Source organism: Vibrio japonicus, from assembly GCF_024582835.1.
GTDB lineage: Bacteria > Pseudomonadota > Gammaproteobacteria > Enterobacterales > Vibrionaceae > Vibrio > Vibrio japonicus.
Genome location: NZ_CP102097.1, coordinates 813,728 through 839,354 on the forward strand (window position 1 = coordinate 813,728; position 25,627 = coordinate 839,354).

25 protein-coding genes and 1 riboswitch are annotated in these 25,627 nt (G+C 47.3%); of the genes, 12 read left to right on the forward strand and 13 right to left on the reverse strand.

Translation table 11 applies throughout. The features are described 5' to 3' along the window. Positions 1 to 14 precede the first annotated feature (14 nt). Together NP165_RS16820 and NP165_RS16825 are read right to left on the reverse strand one after the other, a co-directional pair. Positions 15 to 2,123 (reverse strand): TonB-dependent receptor, encoded by a 2,109-nt coding sequence (locus NP165_RS16820; protein ID WP_257085685.1) that lies wholly within the window; start codon positions 2,121 to 2,123, stop codon positions 15 to 17. 164 nt (positions 2,124 to 2,287) lie between these two features. After that, positions 2,288 to 3,172 carry an AraC family transcriptional regulator gene (locus NP165_RS16825; protein WP_257085686.1) on the reverse strand — a complete coding sequence of 295 codons (885 nt, stop codon included), beginning with the start codon at positions 3,170 to 3,172 and terminating at the stop codon, positions 2,288 to 2,290. A 175-nt stretch (positions 3,173 to 3,347) separates the two neighbouring features. Here NP165_RS16825 and NP165_RS16830 point away from each other — a divergent pair, with 175 nt between their 5' ends. Beyond that, positions 3,348 to 4,568, forward strand: a complete 1,221-nt coding sequence (locus tag NP165_RS16830) for a sugar efflux transporter (protein ID WP_257085687.1) — start codon at positions 3,348 to 3,350, stop codon at positions 4,566 to 4,568. Between the two features lie 131 nt (positions 4,569 to 4,699). On the opposite strand, the gene ribB is transcribed toward NP165_RS16830, so the two are convergent. Continuing rightward, complete coding sequence (gene ribB / locus NP165_RS16835; RefSeq protein WP_257085688.1) at positions 4,700 to 5,356, reverse strand: 3,4-dihydroxy-2-butanone-4-phosphate synthase; 657 nt, start codon at positions 5,354 to 5,356, stop codon at positions 4,700 to 4,702. 205 nt (positions 5,357 to 5,561) lie between these two features. Then, positions 5,562 to 5,702, reverse strand: a riboswitch (FMN riboswitch). Positions 5,703 to 5,893: 191 nt separating this feature from the next. After that, positions 5,894 to 6,253 carry a DUF4870 family protein gene (locus tag NP165_RS16840; RefSeq protein ID WP_257085689.1) on the reverse strand — a complete coding sequence of 120 codons (360 nt, stop codon included), beginning with the start codon at positions 6,251 to 6,253 and terminating at the stop codon, positions 5,894 to 5,896. Between the two features lie 547 nt (positions 6,254 to 6,800). Between NP165_RS16840 and NP165_RS16845 the strand changes: the two genes are divergently transcribed. The 3 genes from NP165_RS16845 to NP165_RS16855 all read left to right on the forward strand — a co-directional run bounded on the left by NP165_RS16845 (position 6,801) and on the right by NP165_RS16855 (position 8,362). Beyond that, positions 6,801 to 7,148 (forward strand): hypothetical protein, encoded by a 348-nt coding sequence (locus NP165_RS16845; protein WP_257085690.1) that lies wholly within the window; start codon positions 6,801 to 6,803, stop codon positions 7,146 to 7,148. Positions 7,149 to 7,386: 238 nt separating this feature from the next. After that, the gene (locus NP165_RS16850; RefSeq protein ID WP_257085691.1) at positions 7,387 to 7,836 is read left to right on the forward strand and encodes a GNAT family N-acetyltransferase; all 450 of its coding nucleotides are present in this window, start codon (positions 7,387 to 7,389) and stop codon (positions 7,834 to 7,836) included. 151 nt (positions 7,837 to 7,987) lie between these two features. Then, complete coding sequence (locus tag NP165_RS16855; RefSeq protein ID WP_257085692.1) at positions 7,988 to 8,362, forward strand: GFA family protein; 375 nt, start codon at positions 7,988 to 7,990, stop codon at positions 8,360 to 8,362. A 69-nt stretch (positions 8,363 to 8,431) separates the two neighbouring features. Here NP165_RS16855 and NP165_RS16860 read toward each other — a convergent pair whose 3' ends face one another. Then, positions 8,432 to 8,998 carry a TetR/AcrR family transcriptional regulator gene (locus NP165_RS16860; protein ID WP_257085693.1) on the reverse strand — a complete coding sequence of 189 codons (567 nt, stop codon included), beginning with the start codon at positions 8,996 to 8,998 and terminating at the stop codon, positions 8,432 to 8,434. A gap of 95 nt (positions 8,999 to 9,093) precedes the next feature. Here NP165_RS16860 and NP165_RS16865 point away from each other — a divergent pair, with 95 nt between their 5' ends. From NP165_RS16865 to NP165_RS16875, 3 genes are all read left to right on the forward strand, one after another. Then, a complete protein-coding gene (locus tag NP165_RS16865; protein WP_257085694.1) occupies positions 9,094 to 9,540 on the forward strand; it encodes an HPP family protein in 447 nt (148 codons plus the stop codon). Between the two features lie 234 nt (positions 9,541 to 9,774). Next, the gene (locus tag NP165_RS16870; protein ID WP_257085695.1) at positions 9,775 to 10,209 is read left to right on the forward strand and encodes a GFA family protein; all 435 of its coding nucleotides are present in this window, start codon (positions 9,775 to 9,777) and stop codon (positions 10,207 to 10,209) included. 45 nt (positions 10,210 to 10,254) lie between these two features. Then, the gene (locus tag NP165_RS16875) at positions 10,255 to 10,794 is read left to right on the forward strand and encodes a hydrolase (RefSeq protein WP_257085696.1); all 540 of its coding nucleotides are present in this window, start codon (positions 10,255 to 10,257) and stop codon (positions 10,792 to 10,794) included. Between the two features lie 60 nt (positions 10,795 to 10,854). On the opposite strand, the gene fdhF is transcribed toward NP165_RS16875, so the two are convergent. After that, a complete protein-coding gene (gene fdhF, locus NP165_RS16880; protein ID WP_257085697.1) occupies positions 10,855 to 15,078 on the reverse strand; it encodes a formate dehydrogenase subunit alpha in 4,224 nt (1,407 codons plus the stop codon). Positions 15,079 to 15,462: 384 nt separating this feature from the next. Between fdhF and NP165_RS16885 the strand changes: the two genes are divergently transcribed. The 4 genes from NP165_RS16885 to fecE are packed head-to-tail and all read left to right on the forward strand — an operon-like array spanning position 15,463 to position 19,139. Further along, a complete protein-coding gene (locus NP165_RS16885; protein ID WP_257085698.1) occupies positions 15,463 to 16,359 on the forward strand; it encodes a Fe(3+) dicitrate ABC transporter substrate-binding protein in 897 nt (298 codons plus the stop codon). A gap of 49 nt (positions 16,360 to 16,408) precedes the next feature. Further along, on the forward strand, positions 16,409 to 17,407 hold the full coding sequence (locus tag NP165_RS16890; RefSeq protein WP_257085699.1) for a FecCD family ABC transporter permease: 999 nt from the start codon (positions 16,409 to 16,411) through the stop codon (positions 17,405 to 17,407). Further along, positions 17,404 to 18,378 (forward strand): iron chelate uptake ABC transporter family permease subunit, encoded by a 975-nt coding sequence (locus NP165_RS16895; protein ID WP_257085700.1) that lies wholly within the window; start codon positions 17,404 to 17,406, stop codon positions 18,376 to 18,378. Before NP165_RS16890 ends, NP165_RS16895 begins: the two co-directional genes overlap by 4 nt. Beyond that, positions 18,375 to 19,139: a Fe(3+) dicitrate ABC transporter ATP-binding protein FecE gene (gene fecE / locus NP165_RS16900; protein ID WP_257085701.1), complete on the forward strand. Its 765-nt coding sequence runs from the start codon at positions 18,375 to 18,377 to the stop codon at positions 19,137 to 19,139. Before NP165_RS16895 ends, fecE begins: the two co-directional genes overlap by 4 nt. A gap of 133 nt (positions 19,140 to 19,272) precedes the next feature. On the opposite strand, the gene NP165_RS16905 is transcribed toward fecE, so the two are convergent. Together NP165_RS16905 and NP165_RS16910 are read right to left on the reverse strand one after the other, a co-directional pair. Beyond that, positions 19,273 to 19,707 (reverse strand): acyl-CoA thioesterase, encoded by a 435-nt coding sequence (locus NP165_RS16905; RefSeq protein ID WP_257085702.1) that lies wholly within the window; start codon positions 19,705 to 19,707, stop codon positions 19,273 to 19,275. Between the two features lie 204 nt (positions 19,708 to 19,911). Further along, a complete protein-coding gene (locus tag NP165_RS16910; RefSeq protein ID WP_257085703.1) occupies positions 19,912 to 20,238 on the reverse strand; it encodes a hypothetical protein in 327 nt (108 codons plus the stop codon). 193 nt (positions 20,239 to 20,431) lie between these two features. On the opposite strand from NP165_RS16910, the gene NP165_RS16915 reads away from it, so the two are divergent. Then, a complete protein-coding gene (locus tag NP165_RS16915) occupies positions 20,432 to 20,779 on the forward strand; it encodes a DUF6404 family protein (protein ID WP_257085704.1) in 348 nt (115 codons plus the stop codon). Between the two features lie 77 nt (positions 20,780 to 20,856). Here the strand turns inward: NP165_RS16915 and NP165_RS16920 are convergent, their stop codons facing one another. From NP165_RS16920 to NP165_RS16940, 5 genes are all read right to left on the reverse strand, one after another. Continuing rightward, a complete protein-coding gene (locus NP165_RS16920) occupies positions 20,857 to 21,624 on the reverse strand; it encodes an IclR family transcriptional regulator domain-containing protein (RefSeq protein ID WP_257085705.1) in 768 nt (255 codons plus the stop codon). Positions 21,625 to 21,768: 144 nt separating this feature from the next. Further along, positions 21,769 to 22,557 carry an alpha/beta fold hydrolase gene (locus NP165_RS16925; protein ID WP_257085706.1) on the reverse strand — a complete coding sequence of 263 codons (789 nt, stop codon included), beginning with the start codon at positions 22,555 to 22,557 and terminating at the stop codon, positions 21,769 to 21,771. Positions 22,558 to 22,570: 13 nt separating this feature from the next. Next, positions 22,571 to 23,773: a 3-oxoadipyl-CoA thiolase gene (pcaF, locus tag NP165_RS16930; RefSeq protein ID WP_257085707.1), complete on the reverse strand. Its 1,203-nt coding sequence runs from the start codon at positions 23,771 to 23,773 to the stop codon at positions 22,571 to 22,573. A gap of 8 nt (positions 23,774 to 23,781) precedes the next feature. Continuing rightward, a complete protein-coding gene (locus tag NP165_RS16935; protein WP_257085708.1) occupies positions 23,782 to 24,558 on the reverse strand; it encodes a CoA-transferase subunit beta in 777 nt (258 codons plus the stop codon). Then, complete coding sequence (locus NP165_RS16940; protein ID WP_257085709.1) at positions 24,558 to 25,373, reverse strand: CoA transferase subunit A; 816 nt, start codon at positions 25,371 to 25,373, stop codon at positions 24,558 to 24,560. The genes NP165_RS16935 and NP165_RS16940 overlap by 1 nt, the downstream gene beginning before the upstream one ends. Positions 25,374 to 25,627: the final 254 nt, after the last annotated feature.

The following is a 25,627-nucleotide window of genomic DNA, read 5'->3' on the forward strand; positions in this document are numbered from 1 at the left end:
CATTGAATTTGGCGTTAAAAATCTAGCTTATAAGCCAGTGTGATAGTTCGGCCTCTGCCTTTGAAGTAGAGGTCGTCATTTTTAAACGCGCTTTGAGAGTAATAAGTGAAATAGTCTTCATTGAGTAGGTTGGCAACAGAAAAGTTCATCTTACCCACGGGCAGTTGATAGCCCAAAGTCGCGTCGACTAAGGTAAAACCATCAAAATCGAGTTCTTTATCATCAAAGTCACGACTAAAGGCATGATTGGCTTGTAGCATAGACGTGAGCTCATCATTCCATTGCGCAGTCCATGCGACTCTGAGCTTGTTCGGCGGGATATCTGATCCAGTTAGTTTGGTATCTACAGAACCGTCATCGTCGGTATCTGATTTGCCCTGAATGTATGAGTAGCCCGTGTCGATTTTATGGTTTTCTGTTAATTGGTAACCTAACGACGCTTCTACGCCATGAATTTCCTTTTTCTCGCGTTTTACTGTGTAGAGACCATTGCTCTCAACAATGCGGCTGCCAAGGTCGGAGTTAGATTCGTAGTAGCTGATTTCAAAGTCGATGTTTTCATTGTTAAAACGTATTCCCCCTTCGTAGTTGTCTGTCACAATAGGAGACAAGTCGATAAGATCTTCGACATTTTGTCCTGGCGTATTCACGCCGCGCAAGACTCGTCCAACATCAGGCATACCAAAGCCTTGCGAATAGTTAGCGAATAAACTTACACTCGGCAACACTCTTAAAACCGCACCAGCGTTATAGATCATCTCGTCAAATTCTGGCGATCCGCCTTCAACCGTGACGCTGTTTCGCGAGGCGACGGTTTGGTAAGTATCAATATCCAGCTTTGCATTTTCATAGCGGGCACCCGCTTGGAGCGTTAATCGTTCGATAGGCGTCAGCGAGAGCTGGATAAATGGTGCGTAGTTATCATAGGTGGTTTCAGGGACATATGTGCGACCCGTTAAGATCAATCTCTGACTGGTTGTATCCCTAAGTAAATCTAAACCTACTGTTGTGTTCAGTTTGCCATTCAGTAATCCATTTTTGGATAGATTGAACTTGGCACCTATTTTTTCCGATTCATTCTGTGATTGGTCATAAATGGTGTCTGGTGTGTTTGGATCTTGGAAACTCTTAGACGTTGCAGCGCCGTATCTTCCGGCAAAGTCTTGATAGAACGCCTGTGTTTTCAGTTTCATGCCCATCACGTCGGTGTCTGTGTATTCCAAGTTGATGGTTTGTACTTGGTTAGAAGGGGCCTTACCTACCGGATTACCTTTGACCGAAGTAGTCGCAATGCCGTTTACTCGGTCACCTGTTACCGAGACATAATTCTTTTCCCCTGTCAGTTGGTAGCGGTTGTAGGAAAACTCAATATTTTGTTCATCGCTAAACCAATAGCCCAGTTTTGTAAAGGCATCGTAGCTTCGCGAGTCCATGATGTCACCGCGAGTGGTGTCCGCACCGATGTAGTCGCCATTTGCGTCAAGAAAGACACCTTGCGTTTCGCCAGTAAGGCCGACTAAATAGTCAAAGTTATCTTTGGCCCCTTGAATCTGGTAACTGAGCTTATAGGACATCGTATCACTGCTGATACGCTCTGTTGGTGCGGTCATTTGTACGCTGATATCTTGTTTCAACTCTTCTGAACTGTTTGATTTGGTAATAAAGTTGATGATCCCCCCCGTTGCACCTAAGCCGTGAATCGCGCTGGCACCGTGGATCACTTCTATGCGTTCAACCATGGAAAGGTCAATGGTATGGGCAGAGCGACTGCCTTCTCGAAGAGGGTTTGACTGAGGCACGCCATCTATCATGTAGAGTACCGATCGTCCCCTAAAAGTTTGACTACTGTTATTGAGCTTTTGTGTGTTGAGAGAATATCCGGGTAGCAAGTTTGAAAGGACTTGTGAGCTGTCCGTTACGATGGAAAGCTGCGATTCAATTTGTTCTTTGGTTATGACAGTCACGACTTGAGGTGAGTCCTCCTGACGTGCGTCAATTCGGCTGGATTCCACAATGACGGCGTCAAATTCCGTAACGTCTGTTGCGAGTGCCAGTGGGGCGTGAGCGGCACAAATGAGTGGTGCAATGGGCAAAAGTTTTCTTGGTGAAAGTGGGTAAAGCATAGTTTTCTCTAAACTTGTTGAATAAAAAGAAAACTATAATGAGACTGATAATGATTATCAATTGATATATGATAATTGTTTTATATGTCTTATGTTTGCACCTGATACCGTGCCGTCGCTTTGGATGTTGGCGTGTGGTGTGATTTTTCTATCAAACAGGTTAGCTAAAACCGGCTTCGAAACGCGCTTGGGGTCATCTCTTTGACGGCTTTGAACTGGCGATTGAAGTTGGAAAGGTTATGAAATCCTGTTTTTTCCGCGACAAGCGCAATGGGTAGTGAAGTGCTAGCCAGTAATTCACAGGCTTTGCCGATTCGAAACTGTTTTACGTGGTCAGAAAAGCTCATCCCATAGTGCTTTTCAAACAGTCGATACGCGGAGCTTTCACTGATGTGTAAGGCTTTACACAGGTCAGATATCTTTATTGATGCGCTGTAGTTCTCCTCAATAAATCGGGTGGCACGTTCTACTTTTTTGTATGCATCTTTGTCTTCGGAAAGTTGTTTGAGTCGGTAAGGGGAAGAGGAGAGGCGTAAGTACTCGCTATCATTGGAAAGAAGCAGTAGCACCTCAATGACGCGAATTGCCTGATATTGCCTCTCAACGCTGTCTATTCCTGCCAACAATTCCGCGATCTTTTGTGAAGTGTCAGCGCTGAATTTTACGCCATAAGCCGCCTGTTCTAATAAGCGTTTAATGTTACGTGCTTCTGGAATCGTGGCTTGCAGTTTCTCAATCCACGACTGTTTAAACCAGACGATTACTGAACGGTGGACTTTATCTTCGCTGCCCAGAAGCTGTCCGGTCAGCATGTGGGGCAATCCAGGGCCATAGAGTAACGCGGTGTTATGGTGGATTTCACCGATGGCATCACCCGCTAGATAACTGCCGTTAAACACGCCATGCGGATCCTGATAAAGCACCAATTCGTACTCATTGTGATAGTGCCAAGGACATGAAAACTCTTCTTTATGCACTCGACAATGGTATGCATGTACCGTCCAGTCATTGTTGGTGGCGTTAAGGACGTTTTCAATAAATGGTTTCATGGACGTTGCTCCCGACTTTCCGCTTAGGCTAGCTCAACTGTTTCTCTGCTGTCAAAGTAACTCATTATTTTGAATGATTAGTATTGGAGGTGGGTCGAATACTATCAATAGCGCTTCAGATATTTGAGTAGACTGTGCGGGTGTACAAAGTGGTCATTTGATTAGAGGAGTCTAAATGTTCAAAGACAAAACCGCTTTATTGTTTGTGCTTACTGCGTTCGTGACAGGTTTATGCGGTGCATTTTTCTATCCCTTGTCTAGCTTATACATTGTTGAGGAGCTAGGTGCAGCTCCTATGATGCTCAGTGTCTATATGATTATGGCGATTGTCAGCTCTGTGATTGTGTCGCAGTTAATTGCAAGGCAATCGGATCGTAACTGGCAGCGAAAAACGATTTTGGTGGTTTCGCTCAGCTGTTATCTGGTGACGGTTGTGAGCTTTATTTTTGTGCGTGATTACTGGGTCGCAGTGGCGATAGCAACGGTGTTTGGTAGTGTCAGTGGCGCGTCGTTTGGTCAGCTGTTTGCTTTGGGACGCGAGTATGGTGACCGCTATGTAAAAGACAGTACGACTTTTCTCTCCACGATGCGTGCGGGCATTGCTATTGCGTGGGTGTTTGGCCCTCCAGCGGCCTTTATGTTGAAGGCGAGTTACGGTTTCAGCGCCACGTTTGGTGTGTCTGCTGCGGTGGTCAGTTTGGCAATTTTAGTCATTATTAAGTACTTACCATCCAGCGTTGTCGCGAAAGAAAAGAAAGAAAAGAAAGAAGAGAAAATCCACCAGCCGATACTAGCGTCGGGTGGAGCACGTCCTATGATCGTTCTTTACTGTTTGATCGTGGTATGCACCTTTGCGGCGAACAACTTGTACATTACCAGTATGCCTCTTTACTTGTCTCAGGAGTTGAAAGTCGATCCAAGTTGGTTGGGTCTACTGTTTGGGGCGGCGGCGGCGTGTGAAATTCCGGTAATGCTGAGTGCGGGTAAGATGGCTGAAAAGTTCGGTGCAATTAAGGTCATGACGTTAGGTGTCGCGATTGGTTGTGTGTTCTATCTAGTGATGATATTGAACACCTCATTCTCAGTGATGCTAGCGGCGCAGTTGTTAAACGGCTTTTACATTGGCGTATGCGCGACACTCGGCATGGTGGTGTTGCAAGATATGATGCGCGATCGCTTGGGCACAGCGTCAACCTTGTTCTCTAGTATGATGAACATGGCCATGCTGGTGGCGAGCCTATCGGTCGGTTTTGTTGGTGAGTTGCTCAACTATTACAGTACCTTGTATGTGAGCTTTGTTTCATCACTTATTGCGCTGGCGCTGTTGGTACTATTCTCTGTCAAAAGTAGTCAAGCACTGACTAAGCCACTTGAAGCGAGTTCAACGGCCTCTTAATTTGGGCCAGCAGCGACCTCACTTTAAGTGAAAACAGAGACTCAAAATAAAAGGCAGCAATACATTCATTGCTGCCTTTTTTTGATCGTTTTATCGCTGTAACGGTCTCTGCTTTTGGCCCGTTTCTTTGATTACGCGAGCTTCAGATCGAACTGCTTGCGGTATGCAACCATATCTTCAATGGTTAACACCGGCATGTTGTGCAGCTTGCCAAAGGCAACGATCTCTGGCGTTTTGCTCATAGAGCCGTCTGGGTTGGTCAGTTCACACAATACGCCAGCAGGTTGTAGGCCTGCCATTTGCATTAGATCGACGGTTCCTTCTGTGTGACCACGACGGGTCATCACTCCACCTTTGCGCGCACGCAGTGGGAATACGTGCCCAGGGCGTGCAAGGTCTGTTGGTTGTGCAGTTGGGTTGGCTGCGGTTTTAATCGTCGTCACGCGGTCTTGAGCGGACACACCCGTTGTTACACCGACTTTCGCTTCGATAGAGACTGTAAATGCGGTTTGGTTCGCGCTGTTGTTCTCTACTACCATAGGCGGCAGTTCGAGTTTGTCAGCTTGTTCACCAGTCAAACACAAGCACACGATACCGCTGCATTCGCGGATCATCAACGCCATTTGCGCAGTGGTGAGGTGCTCTACTGAATAGATAATATCGCCTTCGTTCTCACGATCTTCATCGTCAAGAAGCAGAACGCCACGGCCTTCTTTCAGTGCGATAAGTGCGTTTTCAACGCGAGTAATTGGGTCGCCAAATTCGGCAAGTAGTGATGACTGATTCATGGTTACTCCTAAATATCACCAGAATCAGGGCAGACATGAGCACTGAAGAGCGAGAACAATTGCTGGGCTTGGCAGAATGTATGCAGAGCGCACAAAGCATGTCTACACGGCATTAATAAGCTCGCTTGCAATCTTTCGCGATACTTCAGTCAAAACGAAATTCACCATGCACTGAGATCGACTGATTCTCAAGACGCTGGTGTTTTTTCATTCTCTCTCATCCGGACTGTAACCGTCGGCTCTGGCTTTTCACCAGATCTGCTGACCTCGACGAATCGAGCGCTCGCGGGCTCACCTAAGTAGGCATACCGCCGGTGGGGAGTTTCGCCCCGCCCTGAGAATAAACTAAACGTTTGCTAAGTAGCGCTTGGATTCTATCTCTTCTGATAATAAAAGCAATAAGGAGCGATTAGGGTTGATGTATCAAGCGCGCTTTAGAGTGGCAAAAAGAGGTGGTGGATGTTTTGTGCCGAAGGATAGGATGGAGTGTGTTGATAGGAGGAATAGCAAGGGCAGAAGCCCTTGCCATTATATCTATTAGTTGTAGCTTTTGTCTGAAGTGATACGAGCCAAACCTTTTACTACTTTCCACAGCGTGTAGATGAAGGCGACAAGAATCAGAACGTATCCGATAACAAATACAGCCGTTAGGCCGCCAACAATACTTAGTACAAGTGAAACGAAGAAGGTTTTAGTAATGTTGTCGTAGTGATCAGCGAAGATAGTGTTTTGCGCGTCAGACTTTTTCACAATCCCCCAAATACCACCCATTAGGAAACCAATACCAGTAAAGAAACCCAGTAGCATTAGCGCGTAAGCAATGATTGCATGCGTTTTGGCATTTTTGTCAGCTTCGCTCAGTTGACCTTGAGATTGGATTGTTTGAGTGTCACTCATTTTATTGTCCCTATTTTTTGTAATGACGCATATAGATATACGCCTAGCCAATGCATTATATGCAACGAGATTATATTCATTCAGTGTTAATCAGGCAACGATTAGCGATAGATTACTTTTTATTTAACCTTCAATTAACAATATAAATAAGCTAAAGATACAAATAAAAATAGAAAGGATAAATATTAGACAATGATTTGGTTAAATAATTAACAGAGTAAAAATTCTATATATAAATGGTAGAATCCTTGGGGGAAACTTATCTATTTATTGATTGCTGGTAATGATAGCGGCGGGATAAGTGCGACTCTTATGATTCTGGTCAAATAAGCTTCAATTTCGAGATGTTATCCCATATTTTTTATTCTGTTATTGATAATTATATTTTTATTAATATTGAAATTGGTGACTTAATTCAACTTAATAGACAAAAGAAATAAAGTGAATAGGAATAGTAAAGTGATCGTATCATCACTTTTGTATACTCCCGAAAAATTCACCTCGAATATTAAAACAGTAAAACGAAATCCCGAGAAAGGAGCAATTAATGAATTTTACTAAATTAGCGTCAGTAGTGGCATTGGCAGGTGCTTTGGTCGGTTGTGGCGATCACGGTTATGAAGGCGAATATCAAGCAAAAGCCGGTTCTTCTAACGAATTCATGAACGCATTTGCAGGCTCTGTAGGTTCACAAAGTTTGGTTATTGGCTCTGATTACATCGAATCTGAAGGGGAGCGCCAAGAATTTGAAGAAATCTTTGTCCGCGAATCTGGAGCAGATAAGTACCTAGTGTTCAAAGATGAAGGGTCGGAAGAAGCCTGGAGAATCCTTGATGAAAATACGCTAATGCAAGGCAACGGCTTAATGAACATCAAACTTGTTCGCGTAAATTAATCAGATTGTACAACACCCAGAACATCGTTTTGGGTGTTGTTTTTTTATACTCGTCAGCGTGATGTTGATCAACAAATTGGTAGGCACAGTCATCGAGTGAATGACGAAGCTCAAACAATCGAACTTCCGCAAAAATAGCTGGCTAGAAAGCATAGACTTCACGACTTTTTATCAGGCAAAGTGGTTGGGCAGGAAATAAAGACTCAATCAAAAAAAATCCTGGCAAGGAGTGCGAAAGATGGAAGTAAGAAAAGCGGATTTAAGTGATCTACCCGATTTAATTGAATTTACTGTAGAGGAAGCGCGTGAAGCCGAAGATGTCGTCAAGGTTCCAGAGACGCTGGAACGAGGCATTAGCGCCGCGTTAAATGACAGCTCAATCGCGACCTATTGGGTTCTGGTGGACGAAAATGATTGCCCATGTGGGAACGTATCTGCGGTGCAAGAGTGGAGCGATTGGAACGCGGGTTATTACTGGTGGATTCAAAGCATGTACATCAAGCCTGAGTTTCGCGGACAAGGGTTGATGGCGAAACTCATTAACGCCGTAGAAGAAGAAATGAGTCGTCAAGGTGGCCTTGAGCTTAGAATCTATGTGCACAAGAATAACGCTATCGCTAAACGAGCCTACGAAAAAATCGGTTTCAATGATTCAAACTACAAAATGATGTCACTGCCAGTGAGCTAGTCTGTCCTGAACCGCTCAGCGCGCCGTGCGTGCTGAGTGAAATGACGGTGTTCCATCTATTGAGAGCAGTCAGCTTGATTATTGTGGTTGTTGTGGAGGCGTTGTTCTTTCTCGATACATAGTACATAGAGATATGTGAAGGAGTCGTGATATGGAAATCAAACCAATACATAGAGCAAGTTGTCATTGTGGCGCGGTCGTGCTTGAACTAACCATGCCAAATGGTCTTGAAGACCCAAGGCGCTGCACTTGTTCAATGTGTCGTAAACGGGGCGCGATAGCGGCATCAGTATTACTCGAAAATCTACGTGTTGTTCAGGGCGAAGATAACCTGACGCTTTATCAATTCAACACCATGACCGCTAAACATTATTTTTGTAAAACCTGCGGTATTTACACCCATCACCAACGCCGTTCTAATCCGCATCAGTTTGCAATCAACGTCGCGTGCTTGGAAGGTGTTAATCCCTATGAGTTAGAGCCTGTGAGGATCGCAGATGGTATCGCTCACCCCTCTGACAAGTGAACGGTGTAAACCATGCCATATGGAAAGCTCATGAATGCTTCGAGTATCTAGAGGCTGAGTTACTGTCGATTAATCCACAGCCTCATTTTGTAGAAGCGTATTTAACACCTGAATGCTCTTCTCACAGGCTTCTCTCCCTGATCCCGTCATATATGCCGTTGTAATAGCCCCTTCTTTTAACAGACAGATAGCATCGAGTAATAAAGGGTTCTCGTTGACCATTTGGCGATGGATGATGTCGCGTACTTCTTGTTTGTGTTTCGCGCAATAACGGGAAATCTCACTGTTGAAATCGCTGAACTCCGCAGACGTATTGATGAAGAAACAGCCTCTAAAATCCCCAAGCTGAGGCTCTGCACTATCAAACCAGCGCTCTAATGCCTGAAACAGCTTATTTATCAGTACTTGATGGGGGGCTGCACCGGAAATGCTCTCTTCTAACCATCTGCAAAAAATCGTGTGTCTGTGTTCAAGCGTCGCTAAAACCAATGCTTCTTTGCTGTCGAAATGGATATAGAGCGTGCGCTTTGCAACCCCCGAGACTTTTAATATTTCGTTGATGCCAATGGAATTTATCCCATGTCTATAAAACAGATCGAGTGCCGTCTCGATCAATAGCTGGCGCTTTTTACTCATAAACCCTCCGCGTTTAAAAACAGTTTGACAAAAGTATACCAATTTGTCTACTTTAGATTTTGTAGACAGAGTGGTCTACTTTTAAGGAGATAAATATGAATCAACTACTTGTGTCTGTTGTAGCAGGCGTCGGTGCAACAATTGCGATAGGATTACTTTCATTTTTAGAATTTTCACTGAGTGAAGTTGCGCTACTTATGGCACCATTTGGCGCAACCGCTGTTTTAGTTTTTGGTGTGCCTGATAGCCCATTAGCCCAACCTAAAAACGTAATATTTGGTCATATGATCACGGCAATCATTGGTGTTGCGTTTGCACAATATGTTGGAGTTACACCGCTGACTTTAGCGCTGGCGACAGGTTTAGGGGTGAGTTTGATGTTGTTGACCAAAACCACGCATCCACCAGCAGGCGCAAACCCGATGCTAATCATGCTAGCTGGCCAAGGATGGAGTTTTATATTCACTCCCGTTTTGATCGGTGCAGTCCTAATCGTATTGGTTGGAAAAAGCATGCGTCGGTTACAGCAGCAATGGGCTTAACTGAATACGACACGGATCTTGTATGGCTTGCTGGAGAGCGAATGAATTTCCCGTTTCTACCGCGCAGTTTTGGACATTAAGACCGCGGAAGTGGTTGAATCACAACGCTTCTGATTTGTTTAAATAAACAGCGATTTATCCTAGCGCACCGTACTTTTAGACGCTATGGTGAGTTAGGAGTGTTTTTGCTTGATTCTGGGTGAACAACGGAGCGATGTCAGCTTGGAGGTTTTTATGAGTAATCAACATCAAGGTTCGTGTTTGTGTGGCGGTGTTCAATTTGAGCTGACTGGTGAGTTTGATAAGTTCTTTCTTTGCCATTGTCAGCGTTGTCAAAAAGGAACGGGTTCGGTCCACGCAGCAAACCTGTTTAGCCACCCTCAACAATTCAAGTGGTTAAAAGGTGAGGAGTTAGTCACGACGTACCGACTTCCCGATACTCGTCATTCAAGAAGTTTTTGCTCGAATTGTGGTTCAGCGGTGCCGACTTACGTTGAGAAATTGGGCTTGGCGGTTGTGCCTGCGGGCTGTTTAGATACAGAGGTTGATAAGGTGCCCGATGCGCGTATCTATGTGGGGAGTGCGGCAAGTTGGACAAAAAGGTTGGATAACATTCCAAGCTTTGATCAGTTTATACCGAGCCCTGATAGCGCAGGAGGAAAAGACTAAAACACTTCGATTACTCAATTGGCTAGAGACGAACAAGGAAGGTTTATGTTAATTAAAGAAAACACTGGGCTTATCGTTGTCGATATTCAAGGAAAGCTCGCTAGGATAGTTCACGACAGCGAAACACTAATAGCAAATAGCGCCAAACTGATTAAAGGTGCTCAGGTTTTAGGTTTACCCATACTGTGGTTGGAACAAAATTCTGAGAAACTTGGCCCTACGGTTGAAGAGTTGGGTATTTTGCTCGATGAGCAGCAGCCGATAGAGAAATTCACTTTTAATGGCTGCGCTGAACCCAATTTTATGGAAGCGGTTCGCAGATCCGATGTTCAAACATGGCTGGTGTGTGGCATAGAGACGCACATTTGTGTCTACCAAACTGCGATGGGCTTGAAGCATCATGGGTATGGAGTGCAGTTAGTGCAAGATTGTATTTCGTCGCGTACAGCGGAGAATAAGCAACTTGGGATTACTAAGCTGATCAACAATGGAATTGAGTTAACAGGGCTGGAAATGTGCCTTTATGAGTTGGTCAAAGACTGCCGGGAGACAGAGTTTAGAGATGTACTTTCGCTGATTAAGTAATTGGCCTGAAACTAAAAAGCCAGCTCCCATCGAGCTGGCTTTGTATTTAGTGACAGAAAATCAGTGAGTGTCTACCTCTTGAAGAGAGCACTCAGCCAACGCTTCAACTTTCACCGCCGCCACTTTGAACTCAGGGATCTTGGCATGAGGGTCGGTGGCTGTGGTGGTTAAACGGTTGACTGGCGATTCAACAAAGTGGAACGGGATAAAAATCACGCCTTGTTGGATCCGTTTGGTCACAAACGCGTCGATCTCAATCTCGCCACGGCGAGTGGAAACGCGTAGTCGTTGGCCGTTACTGATGCCAAGCGCTTCGGCATCCTGCACACTGATCATCGCTCTTGGCCCAGCCAGTTTGTCCAACCCTTTGGTTTTGCGCGTCATCGTTCCGGTATGGAACTGCTCCAGCACACGTCCGGTCGTCAGCACTAGCGGGTACTCTTCGTCCGGCAGCTCAGCGGCATAGCGGAACGGTACACCAACCATCTGCCCTTTGCCGCGGGTAAACTGGGTCTGGTGCATGATGCGAGTGCCGTTCGGGTTGTTTTTGTTGCTCGGCCACTGTACACCGTCTGGCGTGATGCTGTTCCAGAGCAGTCCTGCATACTGCGGCGTGACTCGCGCGATTTCGGAAGTGATATCGGAAACGTTGTTGTAGTGCCAATCCCCACCCATTGCATTGGCGATTTGTTGGATGATCCACCAATCTTCCTTGGCGTCCCCCGGTGCTTTTACTGCTGGATTAATGCGTTGCACACGGCGCTCGGTGTTGGTGAAATGCCCGGACTTCTCAGCAAACGAGCATGATGGTAGCACCACATCGGCGTACTGCGCGGTTTCGGTGAGGAAGATATCTTGCACCACCAAGAAATCGAGCGCTTCCAGTCCTTCAATGACGTGCGCCTGATTTGGGTCACTTAATACTGGGTTTTCACCCATGATGTACATGCCACGAATCTCTCGCTGACATGCTGCATCGATGATTTCTGTGAGTGTTAGACCCGGTTCGCTCGGTAAATCTGGCGCATTCCATTCAATCGCAAACTTCTGGCTAACTAACGGGTTGTAGACCTTCTGATATCCAGGATAACAGTTTGGCAACGCACCCATATCACACGCGCCTTGCACATTTGACTGACCACGCAACGGGTTAATCCCACCGCCTTCAATACCAATGTTGCCGCACAGCAATTGCAGGTTAGCAATCGAGCGCACATTGTCGTGCCCCGTCGTATGCTGAGTAATGCCCATCGAGTAGTACACCGCGGTTCGTTTCGCGGTACCTATCATGCGTGCCATTGCGAAAATGTCATCGGTGCTTACCCCTGTCACCAGCGAGACTTTATCTAACGCGTAGGCAGGGGACATCACTTCTTGCAGCAGCGTATCAAAACCGTCGACACGCTCTTCAATGTACTCAAGGTCGTACCATCCGTGTTTGATGATTTGCTGCATCACACCATTAAGCAGCATCACGTCGGTGCCTGGCCTGTGGGCGAGATACAACTCGGCGTGTTCCGCCATATCAATACGTTTTGGATCGGCGACGATAAGTCGTGCTCCGTGGTGGCGAATTGCTTGCTTGATGTGTGAGGCAATGATCGGGTGAGCAGACGTCGTATCTGAACCGATAATAAAAATTACGTCTGAGTGTTTGATGCTCGGTATGTCATTGGTCATCGCGCCACTGCCTAGTGAGGCTTCTAATCCGGTCACACTAGAGGCGTGACATAATCGAGCACAGTGATCAATGTTGTTGGTGCCCAATTCGCGACGAATGAATTTCTGAAACGCGTAGTTATCTTCGTTGGTGGTTTTTGCCGAAGAGAATCCTGCCAGTGCATGGCCACCAAAACCTTGCTTAATAGCGGTAAACTTATCGGCAATCAACTGGATAGCTTCCTCCCAGCTCGCAGGTTGCAGCCAACCATCTTTACGGATAAGCGGCGTAGTCAGGCGCGCATCACTAGCCACAAAGTCAAACCCAAAGCGTCCTTTGACGCACAACATTCCTTGGTTCACCAGTGAGTTGGCACCAGTGACATAGCGGATGGTGTTTGCGGATTCATCCACATGCAAGGTGAGTTTGCAGCCTACACCGCAGTAGGTACAGATGGTGTCGACTTTTTTCAGTGTATCACTGCGGCCTTGCGATTTGTCTCGGCTGTCGACCATTGCGCCCGTCGGACAAGCTTGAACGCATGCACCACACTGAACACATTTCGAATCCCCCATCAGCACTCTTCCATCCTTGTTTGAACCAAAATGTGGACGATCGTCTGGTCTGAGCGCTGGTCTACCGTGCTGGTCGGTGACAAAGTTAAGTACTCCGTGTACAGCTTGCTCACGACAGGCTTGAATGCACTGGCCGCAACTGATGCAGCGGTTGGCATCAAACTCGATGAACTGCGAGCTACGGTCAACGGCGAATTTATGGCGTGGATCTTTAGCACGCAAGGTCAGCCAATCTTGGTGATCTTTGACATCGACTGAATGGTTAAAGTGTTGCTCTGCGCCATACTCGGTCGAGTAGTCACGCAGGTCGCAGCTGGTGTTCGCCTGACAACCACACTCCAAACAACGTGCGGCCTCTTGGATCGCGTCATCGTTATCAAAGCCTAGCTCGACCTCGGCAAAGCTCTGCTCTCGTTGCGCGGGTGTCAGTTCTGGCATTACGGTGCGAGCAACTTTCTGAATGTTTTCAAATTGCAGTGGGTCGACTTGCGAGAGTTTTTTCTCTTTGCGCGAGTTGAACGCAGGCCTTGGCATCTCGGCCATATCGCCATTTAAAAACAGATCGATCGCTTTAGCTGCGATTCTGCCGTCGCCAACCGCTTCGACTGCTGTGGCTGGGCCGCGTCGAAAATCGCCGATACTGAACAAGTTTCCCGTACCTGTATGCATGGTGAAGTCGTCAGATTCAGACGTATTCCAACGAGTGAGTGGAATCGACAAATCGTCGTTCTCCAGAAAACTTAAATCGGGCTTTTGAGAGACCGCTGCAATGACCGTATCAAATGCCTCAGTAAAGTACTCTCCGGTGGCTTCAGGGCGGCGGCGACCGGAAGCATCTGGTTCGCCTAGCGCCATACGTTCAAGACGGATCGCTTGAACATGACCGTGTTCGTCAGCGAGGTTTTCTACCGGATTGGTCAAAAATAAGAAGTTCACGCCTTCATGCACAGCCTCTTCGATTTCGTAATCTTCTGCGGGCATTTCTTCACGGGTACGGCGGTAGATCAGGGTAGTTTCAGCGCCGGCTCGACGAGCGGTTCTCGCACAGTCGATCGCGGTGTTGCCGCCACCTATTACTGCGACTTTTTCACCAGTTTTGTATTGCTGTTCGGTGACATAATCTTTTAGGTAATCGACACCGAGGTAGCAGCCTTTCAACTCACTGCCCGGATAATACATTTCTACCGCTTGTGACGCGCCGACGGCCAGACAGACGGCATCGTACTCTTCACTCAGGCGCGACAGCGTGAAGTCTTGGCCGAGCTTATGATTGGTTTTGATGGTCATCCCGTTGCGACACATCAACTCGATCTCTTTGTCGAGGATATCTTTTGGCAAGCGGTATTCAGGGATGCCGTATCGTAACCAACCGCCCGCTTTTGGCATCGCTTCAAACACGGTGACTTCGTAGCCTTCGTTCGATAGGTAATAACCCGTAGTGAGTCCGCCTGGACCACTGCCGACAATGGCGATGGAGTATGGCTTGGCGGGCTTTTTCTCTGGGACGTACGCTTCGTGTGCGGCAAGATCCGCGTCCGCTGCATGACGTTTAAGCTGACGAATCGCGATAGGTTCATCGACTAAGGAGCGGCGGCATTCGCTTTCACAAAACGCGGGGCAAACGCGGCCAATAGACAGTGGCATCGGCAGGGTTTTCTTGATGATTTCGATCGCTTTTTGGTGGTCGTTCTGTGCGATGAAATAGAGATAAGACTGGATGTCGACACCTGCCGGACAAGCGGTCTTACATGGCGCTTCACAATCAGCGTAGTGATCTTGCATGATGCGGTTCAGTGCTTTTTTCCGGTGCGCGCTGAGTGCATCAGATTGCGTTTTCACGTTCAATCCACCATATACGTTTAGCTCACATGCGCGTTGCATGCCGCCACTTTCCACTTCAACCACGCACAAATCGCACGGTACTTTTTCGTCTGATTTGTTTAATCCGCACAGTGACGGAATGTCTACACCACACACCTTGGCGGCTTCGAGCAAGGTCGAGCCTTGTTCAGCAATTCGGTATTTTCCGTCGATAATGATTTCAATCATGTCATTCCTCGCAGATTCAATTAAACCATACACTTTGTAGGTACAACCTCTTGCAAGGAAAGTTCGTGTGACAAAAAACTCGCTATGCAGTTGTTTCTATGAGGTTAACTAGTCATCCCTGTCTGGTTAAGTAAATGGGGTTAGTTGGTTAATATAAGCGCCATATCACTTCGCTTTATTGATAATTATCAAAACAGCTTGGATACACCTCTTGTGAGGTATGTATAACCACATAAAGAAGGAGACCCAGAGTGATGAGCCAAGAGTGAATCTTTCGTAGCGAGAGCGTTATCAACTAATCGTTTTGAATATGATTTTGAGATTGATTATCATTTTAATATTGCATAGTATTCACGCAATTAATTTTGATATTGGATATCTGTCATGCTCAAAGGATTGCTTGCAAAGCTGTTTTTCGTCGTCCCTCTCTTTTTTACTCCTCTTGCTTCAGCAGATGATCGTACGATTCAAGACGAGCAGGGTACGTTTACTATCTCGGGTACACCACAACGCATCGTTGCATTGGAGTTCTCATTTATTGATGCGTTAGCGGCAGTGGGCGTTTCACCTGTTGGCGTGGCGGATGACAAAAACAATGAGCGCGTTATTCCATCGGTGCGTGCGGCGATTCAGCCTTGGACTTCGGTTGGCATGCGCTCTCAGCCAAGCCTTGAAGTGATTGCAGATTTGAAACCCGATCTGATTATCGCGGATGCTGAGCGCCATACAGCGGTGTACCAAGATTTATCTCGTATTGCGCCAACGCTATTGCTGAAAAGCCGAGGCGAGACTTATGCCGAGAACCTTGAATCGGCCGCGTTAGTTGGTATTGCAGTAAACAAAGAGCAAGAGATGCAAGCTCGTATCGCCAAACACAAGGCGGTGATGGCGGAATACAAAACGCACTTTTCCAACCAAGACACTATTCAGTTTGCGGTGATCACCGATAAAGGCATGTGGATGCACGGTCCAGCGTCTTATGCAGGTGGTGTGATTACCCAGCTTGGCCTCAATAGTCCGATTCCGGAGCAAACCGAAAAAGCGTACCTGCCAACCAGTTTTGAGCAACTGCTGAAAGTGAATCCCGATTGGTTATTAATAGGCGCGTACTCTGAGCAAACGGTGGTTGATGAATGGCAGAAAAATCCGTTATTTAAGATGCTGAAAGTCAGCCAAAGTTCGCGCTTGGTTGAGGTGGCCCCAGAGCTGTGGTCACTCAACCGTGGCATGCTAGCAGCGGAAGGCATCGCGAAAAATCTAGAGGAAATCCTGGCTAATTAACTCTTCTGACTAAGTAACGATTCTGACTAACTAACGATTCTGACTAATAATGATACGTGCAATTTCGCGACCAACGACTTGGGCATTTCTCGCCGGCATTCCAATTGCCGGCTTTTGCTTTTCTATGCTTGCTTGGTCTAGCTTTACTCTCTCTTTTCCTCATCTAGTGGGTTACCTATCTTCATTTGATACCAGCAGTATGGAGCAGCAAATTCTTGCTACCCTGCGAGCACCTCGTGTGTATGCCAGTCTGGTGATCGGCGCGAACCTCGCCGTCGCAGGCGTATTGATGCAGGGGCTTACTCGTAACCCTTTGGCGTCACCTTCCGTGTTGGGCATTAACGCGGGTGCGGCGTGCTTTATGGCGTTGGCCAGTGTCGGCTTTGCATTTTTTGCTCACATCCCCGGCGTGATTGTCGCCGCTTTGGGCGGGGTACTGAGTGGCGGATTGGTGATGATACTGGGCGGTTTTTTCTCCCCTAGGCCGCATCCACTTAAGTTAGTCTTGGCCGGTATCGCGGTCAATGCGCTGCTGATTGGTGTGACGCGCGCCTCGGTGATTATGGCCGATGATATGGCGTACAGCGTGATCTATTGGTTATCGGGTACGGTGGCTAACATCGGTTGGCAGCAATGGCATCAATTATGGCCTGTCAGCTTACTGGGGCTAGGGCTCGCGATGAGTATCGCCAAATCGCTCAACTTACTCGCACTCGGGGATGATGTGGCAACGGGGCTGGGTTTAAACCTCAGCCGAACACGCGCCTTAGCTTGTGTTGCGATTGTACTTCTGACTGCGTCTAGCGTTGCTGTGGCTGGACCAATCGGCTTTGTTGGTTTGTTGATTCCGCACATCGCACGTAAGTTGGTCGGCAGTAACTTTTTGTTGTTGATTCCTGCTAGTGCTTTATGCGGTGCAGCGTTATTGGTGTGGGCTGACGGATTTTCCCGAGCGATTGCCTTTCCTAGTGAAACCCCCGTCGGCGTGATTACCGCATTACTAGGCACTCCGTGCTTTATTCTCCTCGCGGTAAGGAGCAAATTATGACGCTCAATTCTCGTTTAGTTGCGATGTTTACTTTGTTGCTGCTTCTTGGTGTCGCCAGCTTGTTTATTGGCGCGGTTGATTTGAGCGTTGCTCAGGTACGTCAGGCACTGTTTTCTGCCAGCGAGTTCGATTTCATCATCAACCAGTATCGACTTCCTCGCTTAGTACTGGCGCTTGGCGTTGGCGCGGGCTTGGGACTGTCTGGCGCTTTGGTGCAAGGAATAATTCGTAATCCGCTGGCTTCCCCTGATCTGATGGGGATCAGTGCTGGCGCAGGGCTTGCCGCGACCGCGTTGTTGGTCTATTTGCCTAATGCCCCGCTGTATATGTTGCCAGTGAGCGCAATGCTTGGAGGACTGTTTGCCGCCGCAATGATTATGGCGTTGGCCTATTTTTCCAATCCTACTCCCGCGAGGTTGGCCTTGATTGGCATCGCGATTAGCGCGTTTCTCGCCAGCGGCATTGACTTCTTAATGATCGTCAATCCCATCGAAATCAACACCGCCATGGTTTGGCTCACTGGCAGTTTATGGGGCAGAAACTGGGATCAAGTGCCGTTTATCTGGTGGACACTTGCGTTGTTAGTTCCGCTTGCGTTCTGGTTGGCGTGGCGTTTGGACATTATGGGATTGGGAGAAGAAGTGGCGGGTTCACTCGGTATCTCTCCCAATAAAATCCAGCTTATGGCGTTAGTGTGCGCTGTTGTACTGGCAAGCGTGAGTGTGTCTGTGTGTGGCACGATCAGTTTTGTTGGTTTACTCGCACCACATTTGGCTCGCATGCTATTTGGACACAATCATAAGTTGTTGCTGCCCGGATCGTCGATGATCGGCGCATTATTAGTGCTGCTTTCCGATATGCTCGCTCGCGGAATCCAGCCACCGGTTGAGCTTCCGGCTGGGGTATTAACTTCTCTGATTGGTGCTCCTTATTTTATTTTTTTACTTCAACGTTATAAGGGTTGGTCATGATCACGACACAGCAACTCTCCGTCGCGTATGGCGATACTACTATCATAGAGAATTTGTCGGTGACGATTCCCAAAGGCAAAGTCACCGCCTTGATTGGTCCCAACGGCTGCGGTAAATCGACGCTGCTGAAAACGCTATCGCGCATCAACAAACCGAAATCGGGTGAGATTTTTGTCGAGCAGACCCCGCTCGGCAAAATTAAAGATAAAATTCTCGCTCAGCAGCTTTCACTGCTTCCACAGGTATTGGTCAGCCCTGAAGGGATTACGGTGAGAAAGTTGGTCGAATATGGCCGCTCGCCGTATGTGTCGCATTGGGGGCGGCTATCCCAAGCTGACAAAGCGATTGTCGAGCAAGCCATGACGGAAACTGGCGTATTGGATCTCGCTGAGCAGAATGTTGAATCTCTGTCTGGCGGACAAAGGCAGCGCGCGTGGATCGCTATGGTACTGGCGCAGGACACCGAGATTGTGATGCTGGATGAACCGACAACCTACCTCGACCTGTCTCATCAAATCGAACTGATGGAGCTGATGCGAACAATGAACGAGCAAGGTAAAACCGTGATTGTGGTGCTGCATGATTTAAACCAAGCATGCCGCTATTGTGACCATTTGGTGGTGCTCAAAAAAGGCCAGTTAATGGCACAGGGCTCACCTGAAGATGTGTTTACTGAACAGCTACTGCAAGAGGTATTCGACCTTGATGCCGTGGTCATCAATGACCCGATTGCCAGTAGTCCTATGTGTATTGCTAAATAAATCACTCGGGGGAGCTCACGATCTTCCTTGAGTGCGGTGTGGGTGAAGCGTATCGAATGGAATAAGGAACTGGAATAAGAGTGGTTCGACTTGGCACCTGTCAGTGGAGATAAAGCAGGTGCCAACAACTTGATTATTCTGCTTGCGCTTCTAATTCAAGAATAGAGTTTTTGATGGATTCTGGCAGCGTCGCTTTGCGGTTGTTTTTGAAATCAAACATGACGCCTGTTGCTTTGCCAACAGTGCTCACTTTGCCAAGTTTTTTGCTGACGATACAGTATTCCATCGTGAAGCGGTCTTCTTGAATATCCGTCACTTTAGAGCCGACGAGTAGTGTGTCTGGGTAAGTGATCGGCAATTTGTAGCGACAAGTCGTTTCGCTCAAGACTGGACCAATGTGGCTGTCAGCGAGGTTTACTAGCAGATTGATCGCACTGAAATACTCCAGTCTCGCGGTTTCAAAATAGCGAAAATAAACCACGTTATTTACGTGTTGCAGGGCATCCATTTCACCCCATGCAACAGGGATTTCGGTAATCACCGGAAACCCTTTCAGCAAGCTTTCCATAATTCTTCCTTGGTTGATGTAGAAGCTGAGTTTTTATTCTAAGTACAAAAATCATCTTGTGGGTAAAATGTTATAGAAATGTGATCTTCAAATAAAAACAGACATCATGGCTGGGTGAATACAAAGCTCAGCCTTCACCACTAAGGGAAGTGGTGTTGTCCAAATGCAAAGTGAAAAGGCGAGGTTAATTGAGAAATGGTGGGGTTACGGGCTGTCGCTCACTTCCCACATTTTCAGTACGTGGCTGGTATCGGTACAGCGGCCCATTAAGATCTGATATTTGGGATCGTAGGGATCGCCAATGTACGTAGTGCGGATCAGTTCGCTGCTTTTAAGATCCACCTGCGTGACCGTACGGCCGACAAAATTCTGGAAAATGGCAAATTGGTGGCTCTTGTAGACCATCTGTTCCTTGTAAAACCAAAAATTATCGGCGGTATTGAGTAAATGGCATTTCAACGGAAGCGCAGCAGCATCGACAGTCGGCGAGGGCGTAGAAAGCAGCAGTGCGTAAAGAATGAGAGTGTTCATGTGGCCTTCCTCTTACCACCTTTTATATTAAGTTAATTATAGATAGCACGCGGTGCTTTGCAGATTTGAGCGGAGAATTAGTAACAATTGGATACGACTTTGTCGTGAAAGGTGGCGTAAAAGTTTGAATTAACTCGAAACTGTTTTGCAACGTTTGCAGTAGACTGCCACTTTTATTGATAGAAAAATAGTTATGAGCTACGAAACTAAGTTAGACAAAGCGGTGGATGAACTGGAACGCGCGGGGATTCGTTCTTCAAGCCACCATGCTTTCTCCCACCGATTCTTGCGTAAGCTGGGCATTCAGGTTCGCCCTTCCTATTACGAGCCTATTTGGCGCAACTTCTTGGTGTTAAGTGCCGAGTTCTTTGTGTTGTTCTTCGCCTTTAGTGTGATTTTCCGCTACGACCCACCGACGGACACCTACTTAACGTTGGCGAATGAGGTGATGCTGGGTACAAGCGCTTACGCATTGTTGATGTGCTTGTATTACATCTTTATGGCGCGACGCTGCAACTTAACCCCATGGAATAAGCTCTAACCCGTCCTTTTATTCTTATCTTCTCTCGCATCACATACCTGCTTTTAGTTAATTAAGCGCAGGTTGCGATAGATGAACTAGGGCAAGGACATTGAGATGCGCTGAGCTGTTTCCTGTAAGGCGGGAACAAATTCATTGATCATCCGTTCTACCGAGGTTTTGCTGGAGTGGCAGCTGACGTTCAAGGTCAGTCTGAGTTTACCATTGCGGTTAAACACAGGGACAGCTACGGAACGTAGGCCTAGCTCAAGTTCCTGGTCATTGATGGCGTACCCCTGCTCACGGACATTGGCAATCTCTGCCTTGAGATCACTGTGCGACGTCAGCGTATACGGTGTCAACTTTACAAGATTCGACTGCTCGAGCAATTGGTCCAATTCGACTTCTGGTAGTGCAGACAGCAGCACTCGTCCCATCGACGTTGCGTACGCCGGAAGTCTGGCACCGATCTGTAAGTTGAAAGCCATAAGAGGGCGGACGGGGATCCGAGCGATATAAACGATGTTTTCGCCCTCGAGTACGGCGGCCGAACTAGACTCTCCAAGCTGTTGGGTGAGCAGTTCCAACTGTGTAGATACTGTACCGCCTACATCCAGTGTGGAGAGGTAAGAGTATCCTAGCTCAAGAACTTTCGCGGTCAGAGAGAACCTATTGCCGTCGGTTTCAACGTAGCCGAGTTTTAGCATGGTCAGTAAGAAGCGCCTTGCCGATGCTCTGGATAGGTCGTTCTTTTTTGCTACCTCTGTGAGAGTCATACTCATCGAATTAGGCTCGAATGAACGGATTACGTTGAGTCCTTTAGCGAACGTAGTCAGAAAATCTTTATCAGAAGTGCCATGTTCCATTTTAATACATCCAACACCGAATAATTGTGCGATTATCGCACTGTAGAAAAAGACAATCAATGTCTGTAAAGAAGGAAAAATGGTTGTTGTATCCATGAAAAAGCAGGCATCACCGTCATTGCGGCGATGCCTGCATATTTCAAATTAATACATGTTTGTTAGGAGTATTTTGCTAAACAACACAGGATCTTCTACCGATGGGACGTGACCGATACCATCGAGAATAATAGGTGCATCCGCGTTGCTTAGGTCAGCCAGTTGTTGAAGCGACTGAGGAGGGGTGGCTACATCATCCGAGCCTCCGACTAAGACTAACTGCACTTCTTTGTTCAACGGTTTCTGACGAAAATCGGTTTGTCCGAGCATTTCACACAGTAGCGCATAACTGCGGTTATCGCACTCAGCGAGCTTGTGTTTCCATGCGTCAATCAGGCCTGGCTGTTGTCGGCAAGCCAGTTGACCGAACCAACGCGGCACAATTTGCTCCGCCATCAAGCCTAGCCCTTTGTCGAGTACATCTGTGGAGCGAGTCTGCCAGTTTTCTGGGGTTCCGATCACTGCGCCTGTATTGGTCAGCACCGCTGAAATTAAGCGGTCACTGTGGTTGATCAGTAGCTGCTGCCCAATAACGCCACCAATGGATGTACCGACAAAATGAAAACGCTCTTCCCCGACTTGGTCGGCCAGCGCAAGCACTTCTCCTGCCAAGTCATCAGGCATGATTTCTGTCGCATCTTCAGCCAGAGCCTCACTTTTTCCATGACCGGGAAGATCCCAAGTCACGACTTTAAAGCTAGGGATGAGGTAAGGCAAAACCCCTTCCCAGACGGTTTGATTCATGCCAAGAGGGTGCGCCAATATCAGTAGCGGTTTCCCTTCTTCTCCATGGCTATGGTAGCAGATAGCGCGACCTTGATAGCTCATAAAACCCATGCGATCTCCTTGCTTAAGCTCGTTCGATAAGTGTCGCGATACCTTGTCCAACGCCAACACACATAGTACATAGGGCGTAACGTCCACCCGTTCGTTGTAATTGGTATGCGGCTGTCATCAGTAAACGAGCACCTGACATGCCTAGAGGATGGCCCAAAGCAATCGCGCCGCCATTCGGGTTAACTCTAGGGTCGTCGTCGGCAACGCCTAACTCTCTCAACACTGCTAGCCCTTGAGCTGCAAATGCTTCATTCAGTTCGATAACATCTATATCTTGAATGCTTATTCTGTGCTTCTCCAGCAATTTTTTCACCGCTGGCACTGGGCCAATGCCCATCACTCTAGGTTCCACGCCCGCTGTTGCCATCCCCAATATTTTGGCTACCGGCGTTAGGCCATGTTGATTGACCGATTCCTCATTGGCAACGAGCATCGCCGCTGCACCGTCATTTACACCCGAGGCATTGCCTGCGGTTACACTCCCGCCTTCTCTGAATGGGGCTGGCAGCGAAGCGAGCTTTTCCAACGTGCTTGGTCGTGGGTGTTCATCGGTATCGAATATCAACGGTTCTTGTCGTTTGCGCGGAATAACGATTGGCACGATCTCTTGTGCAAAAATCTGTTCAGCCTGTGCTTTTTGGACTTTTTGCTGTGACAGAAAAGCAAAACGATCCTGATCTTCACGTGAAACATTATAGGTTTCAGCGACATTTTCCGCCGTCTCAGGCATGGAGTCGACACCGTATAATTCTTTCATTAATGGGTTAACGAAGCGCCAACCAATCGTGGTGTCTTCAATTTTTTGGTTTCGTGAGAACGGGCTGTCGGCTTTCCCCATAACATAAGGTGCTCGTGACATTGATTCCACACCACCAGCCAGTACCAAATCCATCTCACCCGCTTTGATAGCGCGAAAAGCAGTACCGACCGCGTCCATGCCTGATCCACATAGTCGGTTAATTGTGGTACCTGGAACGGATGTCGGTAAGCCGGCTAACAGAGACGACATACGTGCAACATTTCGGTTGTCTTCGCCTGCTTGGTTAGCCGAGCCCATGATGACCTCATCGATGGCTGCAGGATCCAGGTTGGGTGCTTGTTCTAAGACAGCTTTAAAAACTTGGGCTGCAAGATCATCAGGGCGAACACTCGATAATGTGCCACCGAAACGACCGATAGCGGAACGACGCGGGTTACAAAGATAAACAGTAGTCATAGCATTTCTCACTCTTGGTTAGCATGTTGACGCTGCGTTCTTTCTTTCAGCTCGCGTAACACTTTTAGTTCAAGGTCACTTGGTTCTGGCGTGGTTTCAAGATTATCTGAAAATTGAATATCCCAACCGGTTGCGTCGATCACGTCCTCGCGTGTCACACCAGGGTGTAGCGACACCACGACCAATTCCTTGGTTGAAGGATCAGGGCGAAGGATACATAAGTCAGTGATGACAACAGTCGGGCCTTTGCCCAGATTAGGAACATTGTCTCTTGCCTTACCATCACGGCCGAATCCAACGGTAGTGATGAAATCAACATCTTTCACAAAGGTACGTTTTGAATGCTTAACAGTAATGAAGACTTCTTTTGCATTCGTCGCAATTTCTGGTGCGCCGCCACCGCCTGGTAGGCGAACTTTTGGCTCACGGTAATCACCAACTAGCGTTGTGTTTAGGTTGGCAAAGCGATCGATTTGTGCCGTACCTAAAAAACCTACGCTGATGTGTCCACCTTGTAACCAGTAACGAAACATTTCTGGCACTGACACAGTACTCAACGCTGAATGACACAGTTCACCGTCACCTATAGACAACGGCAACACGTTGGGTTTGGTCTGTAACGTGCCTGATTCATAAATAAGGGTAATATTTGGCGCATGAGTCAGTCGGGCAAGGTTCGCGGCTTCACTTGGCAGACCGATGCCGACAAAACAAGTCATGTTATCCGTTAGAGCTCGAGCAGCGGTGATGCTCATCATTTCTGAAGATGTGTATTCAAAACTCATTATGCTTCTCCCTGTTCGAAGATGTTTTCCTGTACCCAAGCTTGGAAGCTTGTGCGATCACGTGATATGCCATCCCATTGTTTGTAGAAGCTGTTGTCACGCTCATAGTAGCCCAAGGCATATGAAGGTTTTGCACCTAAAGGAACGTGTGAAATAGCAGTGATTGCCCAAGAAGGCAGAACGCAAGCGTTAACTGAAGCATCCAGTTCATCGACGATTTCTTCCACAGTGACAATGCTGCGTTTGGCGGCTAGGACAGCCTCTTTTTGTACACCGAGTATGCCTTCGATCAGCACATTCCCTTTTTTATCGGCTTTTTGAGCGTGAATGACGGTGACGTCTGGTCTAATAGAAGGTACGGCAGCCAACTGCTCATTGCTAAACGGGCAGGTAATAAATTTGATCTGTTCATTCACTTTTGGGAGGTCGCTACCGACATAGCCACGCAACACTGCAAGAGGTAAACCAGAGGCTCCAGCTTCATAAGCGCATGCCATTGCCGCATGGCTGTGTTCAAGGATTTCCAATTGATGTGGCCAGCCTTTTTCTACAGCGTCTCGTAGTCGGTGTAACGATCCTACCCCTGGATTACCTCCCCAAGAAAAGATCAACTTTTTCACACATCCAGCGCCAATTAACTGGTCATAAACCAAATCAGGCGTCATACGAATTAACGTTAAATCCCTTTTTTCCTGACGGATGATTTCATGTCCCGCTGCGAACGGAATGAGGTGGGTAAAACCTTCCATCGCGACAGTGTCGCCGTGAAAAATATGTTTGCTTATCGCTTCTTTAAGAGAAAGGAACTCAGCCATCACAATGTCTCCTTACTGATTATGTGTCTCACATGAAATGTGCGATATACGCACCAAATATTCTCTATTCGTACATAATGTTTGCTCAAATTATCGCCCACCGTCAAGAGGGGAAGGCAAAAAAGTTCGAATATTATTTGTTTGGTGCGTATATCGCACAAATGATGACTGGACGCACCTGGCTAATGCAGGGGGAATTGAGTTGTTTCAAACAGGGATTATTTGTGGGGAGGAATGCGTAGAAAGTGGCATTG